General features: G+C 52.2%; 11 protein-coding genes. 9 read left to right on the top strand and 2 right to left on the bottom strand.

Features of this window, described 5'->3' with window-relative positions; genetic code table 11:
- The first annotated feature begins 360 nt into the window (after window positions 1-360).
- From nifJ to JO226_RS03190, 5 genes are all read left to right on the top strand, one after another.
- Window positions 361-3,885: a pyruvate:ferredoxin (flavodoxin) oxidoreductase gene (gene nifJ, locus JO226_RS03210; RefSeq protein WP_293489962.1), complete on the top strand. Its 3,525-nt coding sequence runs from the start codon at window positions 361-363 to the stop codon at window positions 3,883-3,885.
- A gap of 376 nt (window positions 3,886-4,261) precedes the next feature.
- Window positions 4,262-5,410: a porin OmpC gene (gene ompC / locus JO226_RS03205; protein ID WP_293489961.1), complete on the top strand. Its 1,149-nt coding sequence runs from the start codon at window positions 4,262-4,264 to the stop codon at window positions 5,408-5,410.
- A 398-nt stretch (window positions 5,411-5,808) separates the two neighbouring features.
- Window positions 5,809-6,330 (top strand): hypothetical protein, encoded by a 522-nt coding sequence (locus tag JO226_RS03200; protein WP_293489960.1) that lies wholly within the window; start codon window positions 5,809-5,811, stop codon window positions 6,328-6,330.
- Between the two features lie 196 nt (window positions 6,331-6,526).
- On the top strand, window positions 6,527-7,462 hold the full coding sequence (ttcA, locus tag JO226_RS03195; protein ID WP_293489959.1) for a tRNA 2-thiocytidine(32) synthetase TtcA: 936 nt from the start codon (window positions 6,527-6,529) through the stop codon (window positions 7,460-7,462).
- A 157-nt stretch (window positions 7,463-7,619) separates the two neighbouring features.
- Window positions 7,620-9,134 (top strand): phosphoethanolamine transferase, encoded by a 1,515-nt coding sequence (locus tag JO226_RS03190; protein WP_293489958.1) that lies wholly within the window; start codon window positions 7,620-7,622, stop codon window positions 9,132-9,134.
- Between the two features lie 36 nt (window positions 9,135-9,170).
- On the opposite strand, the gene JO226_RS03185 is transcribed toward JO226_RS03190, so the two are convergent.
- On the bottom strand, window positions 9,171-9,314 hold the full coding sequence (locus tag JO226_RS03185; protein ID WP_293489957.1) for a hypothetical protein: 144 nt from the start codon (window positions 9,312-9,314) through the stop codon (window positions 9,171-9,173).
- Between the two features lie 275 nt (window positions 9,315-9,589).
- Window positions 9,590-10,573 carry a zinc transporter ZntB gene (gene zntB, locus JO226_RS03180; protein ID WP_293489956.1) on the bottom strand — a complete coding sequence of 328 codons (984 nt, stop codon included), beginning with the start codon at window positions 10,571-10,573 and terminating at the stop codon, window positions 9,590-9,592.
- Between the two features lie 198 nt (window positions 10,574-10,771).
- On the opposite strand from zntB, the gene JO226_RS03175 reads away from it, so the two are divergent.
- From JO226_RS03175 to JO226_RS03160, 4 genes are all read left to right on the top strand, one after another.
- Window positions 10,772-11,905: a membrane-associated sensor domain-containing protein gene (locus JO226_RS03175; RefSeq protein ID WP_293489955.1), complete on the top strand. Its 1,134-nt coding sequence runs from the start codon at window positions 10,772-10,774 to the stop codon at window positions 11,903-11,905.
- Window positions 11,906-12,061: 156 nt separating this feature from the next.
- Window positions 12,062-13,294, top strand: coding sequence for a sensor domain-containing diguanylate cyclase (locus JO226_RS03170; RefSeq protein WP_293489954.1), 1,233 nt, complete (start codon window positions 12,062-12,064; stop codon window positions 13,292-13,294).
- Between the two features lie 88 nt (window positions 13,295-13,382).
- A complete protein-coding gene (locus JO226_RS03165; protein ID WP_293489953.1) occupies window positions 13,383-14,297 on the top strand; it encodes an FUSC family protein in 915 nt (304 codons plus the stop codon).
- 404 nt (window positions 14,298-14,701) lie between these two features.
- On the top strand, window positions 14,702-14,864 hold a 163-nt coding region (locus tag JO226_RS03160; RefSeq protein WP_293489963.1), incomplete at its 3' end, for a PTS transporter subunit EIIB.

Below are 14,864 nucleotides of genomic sequence, written 5' to 3'. Positions count from 1 at the left end.
GGTTTTTGTCCCGGCAAAAGCACACTGACCGGATAACATCAAAAAACCCGCCGCTAACAATGCAATTTTCTTCATAGTGACAATATTCTCTCGAACAATGATTGTTGCCCGAATTCTGCCAGTGAGAAATCAAACGCTTTTAAGCATTTGATGCCATGCAGTGATAATTTATAAGTAAAATAGTTAAGAAATCTTCCCTCGTGCGCGCTAACGGATGCAGTTACGGCTCCATGGATCAATTTGTGCACTCGAAAGCCCCATAACTTCAATGGAATAGCCGTTAGTCCTATACTGGCGCATAATTACAGGACTCGTGGACGTTTTTGCGGGTCCCTTTTTTGCGCAATGTAAGGGTGTCTTATGATTACGATTGACGGTAACGGCGCAGTCGCGTCGGTGGCGTTTCGCAGCAGCGAAGTCATCGCCATCTACCCGATTACGCCCAGTTCAACCATGGCGGAACTGGCGGACGCCTGGGCAGGAGACGGATTAAAAAACGTCTGGGGCGATGTCCCTCGGGTGGTGGAAATGCAGTCAGAAGCCGGCGCCATTGGCGCGGTGCATGGCGCATTGCAAACCGGCGCCCTCTCCACCTCCTTTACCTCCTCGCAGGGATTGCTGCTAATGATCCCGACGCTCTACAAGCTGGCTGGGCAACTCACACCGTTTGTTTTGCACGTCGCCGCTCGCACTGTAGCGACGCATGCGCTGTCGATTTTCGGCGACCACTCCGACGTGATGGCGGTGCGCCAGACTGGCTGCGCCATGCTGAGCGCAGCCAGCGTGCAGGAAGCGCAGGACTTTGCGCTTATTTCCCATATCGCCACGCTGAAGAGTCGCGTGCCGTTTATCCATTTCTTTGACGGTTTCCGCACCTCGCACGAAATCAATAAAATCGTGCCGCTGGCCGACAGCACGCTTCTCAACCTGCTGCCGCAGCCGGAGATCGACGCGCACCGCGCGCGGGCGCTGGACCCGGAGCACCCGGTCATCCGCGGCACCTCCGCCAACCCGGATACCTATTTCCAGTCCCGTGAAGCCACCAACCCGTGGTATGACGCCGTCTGCCAGCACGTCGAACAGGCCATGAACGATTTTGCCGCCGAAACAGGGCGTCAGTACAAACCGTTTGAGTACTACGGACACCCGCAGGCGGAGCGCGTCATCGTGCTGATGGGCTCGGCGATTGGCACCTGCGAAGAGGTCGTGGATGAACTGCTGACGCGTGGTGAGAAAGTCGGCGTGCTGAAAGTGCGGCTGTATCGCCCGTTCTCCGCAGCCCATCTGTTAAGCGAACTGCCGACATCGGCGCGTACCATCGCCGTACTCGATCGCACCAAAGAGCCCGGCGCACAGGCGGAACCGCTGTACCTCGACGTGATGACGGCGCTGGCGGAGGCGTTCAATCGCGGCGAGCGCGAAACCCTGCCGCGCGTGATTGGCGGTCGCTACGGGTTATCGTCCAAAGAGTTCGGGCCGGAGTGCGTGCTGGCTATCTTTAACGAGCTGAACGCAACGCAGCCGAAGCCGCGCTTCACCGTTGGAATTTATGACGATGTGACGAATCTGTCGCTACCGCTTGCTGAAAATACCCTGCCATCCACCGCCAAACTGGAAGCGCTCTTCTATGGTCTCGGCAGCGACGGCAGCGTCTCCGCCACCAAGAACAACATCAAGATTATCGGCAACTCAACGCCGTGGTACGCCCAGGGCTATTTCGTGTATGACTCGAAAAAGGCCGGTGGATTGACCGTTTCGCATCTGCGCGTCTCCGAGCAGCCGATTCGCTCCGCCTACCTGGTATCGCAAGCAGATTTCGTCGGTTGCCACCAGTTGCAGTTCATCGATAAATACCAGATGGCCGAACGCCTGAAGCCTGGCGGCATTTTCCTGCTCAATACACCCTACAGCGCGGATGAAGTCTGGTCGCGCCTGCCGCAGGAGGTGCAGGCCGTGCTGAACCAGAAAAAAGCCCGTTTCTTCGTGGTCAACGCGGCAAAAATCGCCCGTGAATGCGGCCTGGCGGCGCGTATCAACACCGTGATGCAGATGGCGTTCTTCCATCTGACGAACATTCTGCCAGGTGATAGCGCGCTGGCGGAACTGCAGAGCGCTATCGCCAAAAGCTATAGCAGCAAAGGCCAGGACCTGGTGGAACGCAACTGGCAGGCGCTGGCGTTGGCCCGTGAATCCTTAGCGGAAGTGCCGTTACAGCCGGTAAACGCCAGCAGTCCGAACCGGCCGCCGGTGGTGTCCGAGGCGGCGCCCGACTTTGTCAAAACGGTCACCGCCGCGATGCTGGCGGGTCTTGGCGATGCGCTTCCCGTCTCGGCGCTACCGCCGGACGGCACCTGGCCGATGGGCACCACCCGCTGGGAAAAACGCAACATTGCCGAGGAGATCCCCATCTGGAAAGAGGAACTCTGCACGCAGTGCAACCATTGCGTCGCTGCCTGTCCGCACTCAGCGATTCGCGCAAAAGTGGTCCCGCCTGAAGCCCTGGAAGACGCCCCGGCAAGCCTGCACTCGCTGGATGTCAAATCCCGCGATATGCGCGGCCAGAAATACGTTTTGCAGGTGGCGCCTGAAGACTGTACCGGTTGCAACCTGTGCGTTGAAGTCTGCCCGGCGAAAGACCGCCAGAACCCGGATATCAAGGCCATCAACATGATGTCCCGCCTTGAGCATCTGGAAGAGGAAAAGGTTAATTACGACTACTTCCTTAATCTGCCGGAAATCGACCGCAGTAAGCTTGAGCGCATCGACATCCGCACATCGCAGCTCATCACCCCGCTGTTTGAATACTCCGGCGCCTGTTCCGGCTGCGGCGAAACGCCGTACATCAAACTGCTGACCCAGCTGTACGGCGACCGCATGCTGATCGCCAATGCCACCGGCTGCTCGTCGATTTACGGCGGCAATCTGCCCTCAACGCCTTATACTACCGATGCCCACGGCCGCGGCCCGGCATGGGCGAACTCGCTATTTGAAGATAATGCCGAATTCGGTCTGGGCTTCCGCCTGTCGGTCGACCAGCATCGTCAGCGCGTCATGCGCCTGCTGGACGCCTTCGCCGATAAGCTGCCCGCGGAGCTGAACAACGCGCTGCACGCGAACGCCACGCCGGAACAGCGCCGTGAGCAGGTTGCCGCGCTGCGCCAGCATCTGGCGGGCCAGGAAGGCGCCGATGAGCTGTTAACCGATGCCGACGCGCTGGTTGAGAAATCAATCTGGCTTATCGGCGGCGACGGCTGGGCCTACGATATTGGCTTCGGCGGCCTCGACCACGTTCTCAGCCTGACCGAAAACGTCAATATTCTGGTGCTGGATACGCAATGCTACTCCAATACCGGCGGCCAGGCGTCGAAGGCGACTCCGCTTGGCGCGGTCACTAAGTTTGGCGAACACGGCAAACGGAAGGCGCGTAAAGATCTCGGCGTCAGCATGATGATGTACGGACATGTTTACGTGGCCCAGATATCGCTTGGCGCGCAGCTGAACCAGACAGTTAAGGCGATTCAGGAAGCGGAGTCCTACCCTGGCCCGTCGCTGATTATCGCTTACAGCCCATGTGAAGAGCATGGTTACGACCTGGCGCTGAGCCACGAGCAGATGCGCCAGCTCACTGCCACAGGCTTCTGGCCGCTGTACCGCTTCGACCCGCGCCGCGTCGATGAAGGTAAATTGCCGCTGGCGCTGGACTCCCGTCCACCGTCGGATGCGCTGGCGGAAACGTTGCTCAACGAGCAACGATTCCGCCGCCTTAACGCCCAGCAACCTGAGGTGGCGGAACAGCTCTGGAAAGACGCCGCGGCGGATTTGCAAAAGCGCTACGACTTCCTCGCCCAACTGGCCGGTAAAGCGGAGAAAACGGAACCGGAGTGAAGTAGCAAATAATCGCCGCGTCATCGATGAAAAAAGCCCGAATAACCATTCGGGCTTGTTAATTTAGCGCAAAATACAAAAATAATAAAAAGACACACGGCAACAAGAAATTCGATATGTGACAATAATTGGCATATAACGCAGTTATCATAAAGCGAAATAGTACCCACGTATAATTTTTATTTTATATAAACCACAAGCAAACCATTCACGAAATTTATTACCATTTCAGCGGAAGCAATTCATCGATATTTTACTTATTTAGTAACAAATGTTTTTTACCTTCAGGGAACCATCTCCATTAGCATGAATTAACTTCTCATTCGGAAGCATCATGAAGAAGTAAGTATAAAATAACAGCTAAAGGATTATTCAAATGAAAAGAAAAGTACTGGCCCTCGTTATCCCTGCGCTTTTAGCCGCAGGCGCTGCGCATTCTGCAGAAATTTATAACAAAGATGGCAATAAATTAGACCTTTATGGCAAGGTAGACGGTCTGCATTACTTCTCCAGCGATTCCAAAAAAGACGGTGATCAGACCTACGTCCGTTTTGGTTTCAAAGGCGAAACGCAGATTACCGATCAACTGACCGGCTACGGACAGTGGGAATATAACGTTCAGGCTAACAATACCGAAAGCTCCGGTGACCAGTCCTGGACCCGTCTGGCATTCGCTGGCCTCAAGTTTGGCAACTACGGCTCATTCGACTACGGTCGTAACTACGGCGTACTGTACGACGTGGAAGGCTGGACCGATATGCTGCCGGAATTTGGCGGCGATTCCTATTCCCAGGCCGATAATTTCATGACCAACCGCGCAAACGGCGTTGCAACTTACCGTAACAACGATTTCTTTGGTCTGGTGAGCGGCCTGAATTTCGCGTTGCAGTACCAGGGTAAAAACGAAAACCCTGGCAGCGGCGAAGGCACTAACAATGGCGACCGCAGCTTCCGTAATGCTAATGGCGACGGTTTCGGTATTTCCTCTACCTATGATATTGGTCAGGGCTTTAGCGTAGGCGCGGCCTACGCGTCATCCGACCGTACCAGCGACCAGAAAAATGCGTTTGATGACGTTTCTTCACAGTATGCCAACGGTGAAAAAGCGGACGCATGGACGGTTGGCGCGAAATATGATGCCAATAATATCTACCTGGCAACCATGTATTCCGAAACGCGCAATATGACGCCATACGGCTCTTCCGACAGCACCGACGGCGGCGGTATCGCCAATAAGACCCAGAACTTTGAAATGACTGCGCAATATCAGTTTGACTTCGGTCTGCGTCCGGCGATTTCCTACCTGCAATCGAAAGGTAAGGATCTGAACCTGGTGAATGGCGGAGATTCCGATAAAGACTTGGTGAAATATATGGACGTTGGCGCGACCTACTATTTCAACAAAAACATGTCCACTTATGTTGATTACAAAATCAACTTGCTGGACGGCAATGATGATTTCTACAAAGACAATGGCATCAGCACCGATAACATTGTCGGACTGGGTCTGGTTTACCAGTTCTGATACCTCTGGCCCGCTGGCAACAGCGGGTTTTTTCCTGCCCCGCAGACGGTAAATGTTTCCGCCGTCCCTACGCCAATCAATCTCAACCCACCGGAACAACATTAACACCCAAAAATATGAACACCGTCAGAATAAATGCACAAGAAAACGACAAAAATAAGTAATTAATGATAAAAACTCATGAAATAATCATAGCCATTTTCATGCTTAAGCATCAGAGGGTTTTCACCCCCTACAGGGGACGATCAAATTAACCTTGTGAAACAATCGAAAAGTAAACCGCTGCGCTCTGAATATATTGTACATATCAGACTGTTTTTTAAAAACCTCGTAAAATAACCATAGCCTGATAGAAATCTATACTGACATCTCACTTCGTACTTCTTGAGGTTATTTTCATGACAACACTAAGCACTGAGTTTGAATCACTGAATACATCAACGCAGGATAATCTGGTCATGCTCACCTGTGCTGATATTACAAATGTACAATATATTCCAGGCAGTTTTGATATAACTTCCGGGCAACCGCATCAAAACTCACCCACCATCACACGAAGCGGAACCACCTGGTCAATCCACTGGAACTGCGGCAGAAAAGGGTCAGGAGACGTCGCCGCGAGTTATGCAGCCGCCTGCGGCAGCTTACCGCATATGTACGGACTCGGCGCATCAGACCACTCTCCTGAAAAACTGAACTTTTATTTTGGTCTGCTCGTCAGTTTCACTATCTATGGTAAAGCGTTTACCGCAAATCTGTATCTGGGACAGGGGCACACCGGCACCAGAAATAACTGGTGGATTGGCGGTCTCCCTGTTAATGGCAACAAAGGGACGGTGACCATTTCTGATGGCGCAGGGATGGGTAAAGATTATCAAATCAGCTCCAGTTCCGGCGTCAACGACTTCACGTTAAGTTAGCCTGTTTACGGCTGGCAAGCAGGGTTAAAAATCCCCGCCGCCCAGGACGGGGATTTTTTTCATTTGTTGGCGCATAACGGTAAAACATGCTGGCATTCGTCGCTGTAATCCGTACCATACGCGGCATACTTCGCATAATCAGCAACGACCCCTTCACCAGTAACACGATGCCGGTCCGTATTGAACAGAGATCCAGATGCAGCAGAATCAAGAAATTACCAAAAAAGAACAATACAACCTCAATAAACTCCAGAAACGCCTGCGCCGAAATGTGGGCGAAGCGATCGCTGACTTCAACATGATTGAAGAAGGCGACCGCATTATGGTGTGCCTGTCCGGCGGCAAAGATAGCTACACCATGCTGGAAATCCTGCGTAACCTGCAGCAAAGCGCGCCGGTGAATTTTTCACTGGTGGCGGTGAACCTCGACCAGAAGCAACCGGGCTTCCCGGAGCATGTGCTGCCGGAATACCTCGAACAGTTGGGCGTCGAGTATAAAATCGTGGAAGAGAATACCTACGGTATCGTCAAAGAGAAGATCCCGGAGGGTAAAACCACCTGTTCACTGTGTTCCCGTCTGCGCCGCGGGATCCTGTACCGTACGGCAACAGAACTCGGCGCCACCAAAATTGCGCTTGGGCACCACCGCGACGACATTCTGCAAACCCTGTTTCTGAACATGTTCTATGGCGGGAAAATGAAAGGTATGCCGCCTAAGCTGATGAGCGATGATGGCAAACACATCGTGATTCGCCCGCTGGCCTACTGCCGCGAGAAAGATATTGAGCGTTTTGCGCAAGCCAAAGCGTTTCCAATTATCCCCTGCAACCTGTGCGGTTCGCAGCCTAACCTGCAGCGTCAGGTTATTGCAGAAATGCTGCGTGACTGGGACAAACGTTATCCAGGCCGTATTGAGACGATGTTCAGCGCTATGCAGAACGTGGTGCCATCGCACCTGTGTGATGGCGAGATGTTCGATTTCAAAGGACTCGCCCATGGCTCGGCGGTCGTTGACGGTGGGGACTTAGCCTTTGACCGCGAAGAGATCCCACTGCAGCCAGCAGGATGGCAGCCGGAAGAAGATGACGTCGACCTCCTCGCTAACCGCCTCGATGTGGTAGAAATCAAGTAACAGACAAACCCTCCTGATGGAGGGTTTTTTACTGCAGCGCTCCCTCAATGCAAAAATTAAAAACAACTTAAATCAAATTTCACATCCACATCATAAACAGCTTTAATTTCAACAGAAAATATCTATAATTCCCGGGCATTTTTCTGGGGGAATAATAATGTTTGGGAAGCTTTTACACCTTTCTGGTGTTTTTTCGCACACTGAAGACAAAACGATAGCAATAAGAAAAGCAGCTGCCTGGATGACACCTGCGATAATTATCTCACTAATAGTCCCCCTGAATACTGGTTATACCGGGGTATCCAACTGTATAGTGACCTTTACCGCGCTGTACCTCTCAAGGAAAAATCCACTCACCTTTTATTTCTCATGTACGGTCCTGTTCTGTCTTTCATTATATATTCCGATCGGCTATAGCTTTGGCAAGATAAGCTATGCGTATGTTGTTTCCGCTCTACAAACCAACAGCGGCGAATCTCTGGAGTTTATCAGGGGAACCAGCCTTAATACCTGGCTGCTGATGTTTTCGGCCATTTTATCTATTTATCTGTTCGCCCGACATGGCCAGGATTTTGATAAAAAATACCGCGCGATCTACTTTATCGCTTTTATTTTAATCAACCTGAACACCTGGCCGAAGCGGATGCTTGCGGCGACGACAGCGTATGCGCTGCAGGCCAATTCCGCGCTCGCCAGCCTTGAGAAAAACAGTGCGGTTGCTGACAATTTTCAAATCATCAGCAACCGTAAAAAGTACAAAAATGTCGTCATTGTGATTGGCGAAAGCGTTGCCCGCGACTATCTGTCGGTGTACGGTTACCCACATAACACGACGCCGTGGTTAAATACGGCACCTGGATATTTCTACACGCACTATATTTCTGCCGCGCCTAATACTTTTCTGTCGCTTCCGCGTACGCTCACTATCAGCGACGGTATAAAAACAGAAGAAAATAATAGTATCGTCGCACTGGCCAAGAGAGCAGGCTTCTATACTCACTGGATTTCGAACCAGGGTTTTCTTGGCGAATATGATACCCCTTCTACCGTTATCGCCAGCAAGGCGCAACATAAAGTCTTTTTCAAAAAAGGGGATTACAATACCAACAGCACTGATGACATGGCGTTATTAGATGAGCTTCAGAGCGTTGTGAATAGTAATGACTATACTCACAATGCCGTATTTCTGCATATGATTGGTTCGCATCCGGATACCTGCTCCAGGCTTAACGGATTTCCTGTGAGTTTCGATATCAGCCGTCGACAGCAACTGAATTGCTATCTGGCGACGCTGCATAAACTCGATACTTTCCTTGAACGCGCGCATCATATTCTTGAACAACGCGGCGAATCGTATGCGCTGATCTATTTTTCCGATCACGGAATGACGGTGGATGAGAGCGAGCGCCCGGTACGTCACGCCGCAGATACCCGCCAGAACTTCAATGTTCCACTCTTCGTTTTCACCAGCGATACGAAAAAACATATCATCGACAATACGCCGATCAGCGCCAGAAAATTCATGTCGCTCTTCGAGTGGATCGCCGGATTCGATTCAGACAAGGTTCCCGCCCAATCCCCTGACGAAGCGTCAGAACGCAACATCATGGTCTTCGATGGCGAACACCTGGTGCCTTACAACGAACTCAAAGACAACATCATCATCCAGTGATCCTCTTTCGCCCTCCTCTACGGAGGGCGATTTTCATCAATACGCAGGTGGCGTCACGATCGGGTGTGGGTCCGGGTCGACCGGCGGTTCGGGGAGCGGCTGGAGTTTTGGAATCGGGTCGGGGATCGGTACCGGATCGTTTGGAACAGGGTCACTTACCCGTAACTGATACCGTGTCATACTGGCCTCCTTTTCTTCAGGGTCTCTTATAAGGGTAGAGTCTGCTGAACGAAGGGCAAAAAAAAGCCGACTTATCTAAGCCGGCGTCGTACGAATCAATTGTGCTATGCAGTAATTCAAAAAAAGGAAGTAAGACAATATGGAGCGCAACGCCCATCGCTTGACGTTGCATTCACCTGCGGGAGTGATATTGCCCCGAACAGGTAGATTGTTTATTGACTTCGCTCAATTTTCCCGGCGTTTTAGGTCGCTTTATCAGGAAAAAATTGTCTCCTTTACAACCAGTTACTACGATGTAACCACCACGTAACACCACCAATCAACACAACCAACATGATGCAAAAGAGCGAAAAACCAAACTGCCAACCGCCGCCGGGGATCCCCCCCAGGTTTACCCCAAATAGCCCGGTCAGAAAGGTGCTGGGCAAAAAGACCATCGCCATCAGCGACATGGTGTAAGTTCTGCGCGCCAGCGACTCCTGCATCACCTGGGCGATTTCATCGGCCATGACGCCGGTTCGCGCGATACAGGCATCAATTTCATCCAGCCCTCGCCCCAGCCGGTCGGCAATATCCTGCATCCGGCGACGCTGGTCATCATTCATCCAGGTCAGGCGTTCGCTGGAAAGACGGGCGTAGACATCACGTTGGGGCGCCATATAGCGACGCATCACGATGAGCTGTTTACGTAACAGCGCCAGATGCCCACGCGGGGGGATCTTCTGATCGAGCAGGTTATCTTCCAGATCGATAATCCGGTCATGGAGCTCTTCAATAAATTCGCTGGCGTGATCGGTCAGCGCATCGCATACCTCCACCAGCCAGGCGCCGCAGTCCGTCGGTCCGGTCCCCTCTTCCAGGTCGTTGACTACATCGTCCAGCGCCAGCACCTTGCGCTGCCGCGTCGACACGATAAGCCGCTCGTCCATATAAAGGCGCATTGCGACCAGTTGGTCCGGGCGCTCATCGGTACTGCCGTTAATACAGCGCAGCGTAATGAGCGTGCCCTCGCCAATACGGGTCACGCGCGGGCGGGTGCTTTCCCCGGCAAGCGCATCGCGTACGATATTCGGCAGCAGCGCTGTCGTCGCTAACCACTGCGCGCTTTGCGGATGGGTGTAGTTGAGATGCAGCCAGCATGGATGCTCTCTGTTGACCGTATCGTTGTCCGTAAGCGGGCTGACGCCCCCTTTACCATCCAGTTGCCAGGCAAAAACGGCATCAGGCACATTCATTTCCGATCCCCTTATGGCTTCCACAACGCCTCCGTATTCCGCGCTTTTGTGCAGTTAGTCTAGCCATCTAAGGCCAATAAGCAACACTTCCTCTCGCCATCGCACTGAATTTTATGGCAAAAACGATATTTTTTACCATGAGGAGATAGACAACAACAGGTAATTCATTAAAGTTAATTAACAGCATAAATACTGTAGCGAAAATGTATCTGGAGCAACGCAGTGTCGAAAAATCAACCCTGTCAGGCGTTTGATTTACGTCTCGCAGAAATGCGCGAGGTCGCAATTAAAACCAGTACGCCCTGGTTTCTGTGGGTCAATATCCTGTTTTCCCTTTTCATTATTGGACGTACCTGGTTTGCCCCGCAATCGTTAGTTCTTGCCCCGCATACCCTCGCGGCACTACTGGAAACTATGGCGCTACTGGTGCTGTTTATTGCCTCAGGCGTGCTGTTCATTATGCGTATGGCGCCGCTGCAGGATGCAGGCTGGCTGAGGACGCTGGCTAAAACCACCATCATCGCATTGAGTTTGTGCTGGTCGGTCGGTTTTTATGTCCTCATCATCAACGACGATATTCGGATAATCTTTCCCTTCACCGCGCTACTGCTGTTCACCGCCTTAATATCGCTCTATTTCGATCCCAAAATTTTACTGGGATTTATTGCACCTGTCTGGCTGACGATTCTGGTGATGTCATTGTTCTACAACGCGCATCTGACGGTGATCAGCGCGTTGCTATGGGTGCTGCTGGCAGGTCTTATTGAGTCCGGCAGGAGAATGCTCAACCGCTGGTTTCTGCTGGCGTTGAGGCATCAGCAAGAAAATGCTGATCTTATTGGGCAACTTGAACTCCTGGCCAGTCGGGATCCTCTCACGGGGATCGCCAATCGTCGGGCCTTCGAATCCAGGATGGACCAGGAGATAACTCGCCACCAGCGAGAAGGCGGAACTTTCGCCTTGCTGATGCTTGATGTTGACCATTTTAAACTCTACAACGATCGCTATGGGCATCAGCGCGGCGACAGATGCCTTGAGACAATTGCGCAATGCCTGGCGCGCGCCTCATTACCCGCCACAGGTATTCCTGGCCGTTTTGGCGGGGAGGAATTTGTTGTCCTGCTACCGCGCAGCAGCGAAACCGAAGCGTTACAGGTCGCCGCCGACATTGCTGATGAAATACAGCTCCAGAATATTGAACATCTGGCATCACCGGTAATGCCGCGAGTCACGGTAAGTCTTGGGGTGGCCAGTTGGTCCAATGGCATGGCTCCGCGAACGCTGATTAGCCACGCCGATAAAGCGCTATACCAGGCAAAACAGCAGGGGCGCAACCGCTGGGTGCTGTTTAAATAAAAAAGCGGGCCTCCCTGCAGGCCGTGAGCGCATCGTCAGAAGGCGTGCCAGAAATTCAACGTCCGTGCAAAAAAAAAGCAGGCATGACGTCATAAATATGCTTATGTTTAAGACTCGCCGGAAGCTGAGAGCCATTGCGTTGTTGGGAGAGCGAGCATGTTGCCAGCAGAACTGTCAGCCTTTAACTATCTGAACACCCCAATCTGGGTGGTCGACCCCGTCCAGGAGAACCTGCTTTTCGCCAACCGTGCCGCGCAAACGCTGGCAGGCGATATGTCGCTTGCCGCCATGCGTTCCGGCACACTGTCCGCTTGCGCGCAGACGCGTCTTATCTCCTACATGATCGATCTGAAAAACCAGCACGAAGTCGTCGAAATCTGGTCAATAAAAACGGCAAAAGGCGTTCTGGCGCTGCGCTGTCGCTTATCGCAGGCGAGTTTTCCCGACTTCCCTGATGTCATCATTTTTGAGGGGGCGAATATTAGCCATGCCGCGTCAGAAAACTATGCGCGCTCCGCCACCTATAAGCCGCATAAGCACAATTTTTATCATCGCTTTTTTATGACCACTTCCGCGCCAATGTTGCTGATCGACCCCGCGCGCGACGGACTTATCGTTGATGCGAACATTGCGGCGCTGCGATTCTATGGCTATTCCCGGCACGAAATGAGCCAAAAACATACCTGGGAAATCAATTCTCTGGGCCGTCAGGTACTGCCGGTGATGGCCGAGATTTCAAGACTTCCCGGCGGGCACAAGCCACTAAATTTTATCCATAAAATGGCTGATGGCACCCTCCGGTATGTGCAAACGTATGCCGGCCCACTCAAGATTGCCGGTGATAACCTGATGCTGTGCATTGTGCATGACATTACTGAGCAAAAACGCCTGGAGCAGGAGTTAGAGCATGCCGCGCTGCGGGATTCGCTGACCGGACTGCTCAACCGTCGGCAATTTTACGCCTTAACGGAAAGCCATAGCGCGTTGCCGATCCCGTTCACCAGTGACTACAGCCTGCTGCTGGTAGACACGGACAACTTCAAAGCAATTAACGATAGCTATGGTCACCTGAAAGGCGACGAGGTGCTGATCCGCCTCACCCACATTCTGGAATCCTGTAGCCGTAAAGGCGATTACATCTTTCGCTGGGGTGGTGAGGAGTTCGCGCTTTTGCTCCCACGCACCTCGCTTGAAACCGCAGTGGCGGTGGCGGAATGTATACGTGACACCGTCACAAAAAACGTTAACAGTGAATTGCCAGAATTTACCGTCAGTATCGGCGTGGCGCACCATCAGCCAGGCGAGACGCGGGATGCCCTTTTCCGTCGGGTGGACGCGGCGCTCTATCAGGCCAAAAACGGTGGACGCAATAAGGTGCTGGCGGCCTGAAAGGCAACCTACAAAAATTGTCAGGTTCAGGCAGAGGAAAAACCATGTAACATTAATCCATTAGCGCATCCCGTCATGAGAGGCGCTAATGCATAATTTGCTTTATTGTTTGCCCGTTTCTCTGACGGGCTTTTTTACGTCCAGCACTATGCTGGCCGTTGTTAGGTACAGCGTCACCCTATCATCATTTTGCGTTTTACCGGCCGCCGCCATTGGCAGCCTGCTGGCGCTTATTACCCTCGTTTTTATCACGCCCCATGTGGATTCGCTCTTTGGCTTGTTGGGCAGTGTTCTGCCGATCCTCGCGCTTTCATCCTGGATTTCAGCAGGCCCGGAACGTATCAGCTACGCCGGGATCCAGATAATGTTTACCTTTTCGCTGGCGGTGCTGGAGTCATTCGGGCCCGTGGTGAACCTGACAGAAGTGCGGGACCGTCTGGTGGGCATCATCCTCGGTATTGTCGTCGCGGGCATTATCCACACGATAATCTCGCCCGAACGTGAAGGGGAAATACTGCTATCGCGGCTGGCGAAGCTTATCGACAGCGTTAAAAACTGGCTTCATAGCCCAGCGGAGCATCACCAGAGCCGTACGGCCGCGTTCATGGCGCTTACGGAGTGTGAGGATCTTGCCACCCGGGTGGCGCTTGAACCCTCATGGCGCAGCGCAGAAGGCACCCACGACGCGCTGCTGCAAAAAGGACATGAGATGTTGAATATCGTCAAAAACATGCTGATTGAGACTGATAATCTCGTATTTAGCATGGAACATGTCGTTGAAGCTTCACCGTCGACCCTACAGCAAGAGGCGATGGTAATCGTCAGGCAGTATGCGGATAACCTGGCGTTAATCCAGCGTATCCTGAGCGGCGATGCAGTCCCTGTCTCCGGGAACGTGGTCATCTACCCTCCACTTGCGGATTTCCTCCCTTCCCCGTTCATAGAATCGGCGCTCGCGCTAGAAAAAAGCCAACGCCATTTCTTCAAACTGCCGATGAATTAATATTATAAGCCTCGTATTGTTCTGACTTTTATCTTCTGAATATCACATCAACACGCACATGTTTCGGACATAAAAATATGTGCGATTTATTTTATCGATATAAAAAAGCGGACAGCACCACAGGCGCTTTAATTTTATTATCTTAAACACTTTAGAATATTTAAATCCATCATCTCTCTATGAAACCTCACGGTTGGACTCCATGAACTGGCTATTTTACCAGCCCACTTATGCAACACCCATCACAGTTATCAATTCCTGATTTATTTTTAGATTGACTTTTTCATCACCAAAATGTCTTTTATGTGGAACCGGTTTCCTACTGGCATTTCATACCACCGAGCAAGGTATGAAAAGTATCCACATGAAACCGTCCCCTATTGATTAAACAGGATACAAATCCGATGTCTAAAAACTATACGGCTCTGGCCGGTGACGTAGTGCAGGCGCTGGGTGGGGCGAACAACATTGTCGCCGCCACCCACTGTATGACCCGCCTGCGCTTTGTATTGCAGAACCCGGCGCTTGCTGACAGCGCCGCGCTGAAAAGCATTAAGGGCGTGATGG

Origin of the sequence: Pluralibacter sp. (assembly GCF_019237635.1) — a bacterium.
In the GTDB taxonomy this organism is placed as follows: Bacteria; Pseudomonadota; Gammaproteobacteria; order Enterobacterales; family Enterobacteriaceae; genus Enterobacter_B.
The sequence above is the reverse complement of the archived record's forward strand: the minus strand, read 5'-3'. Positions and strand labels throughout refer to the sequence as shown.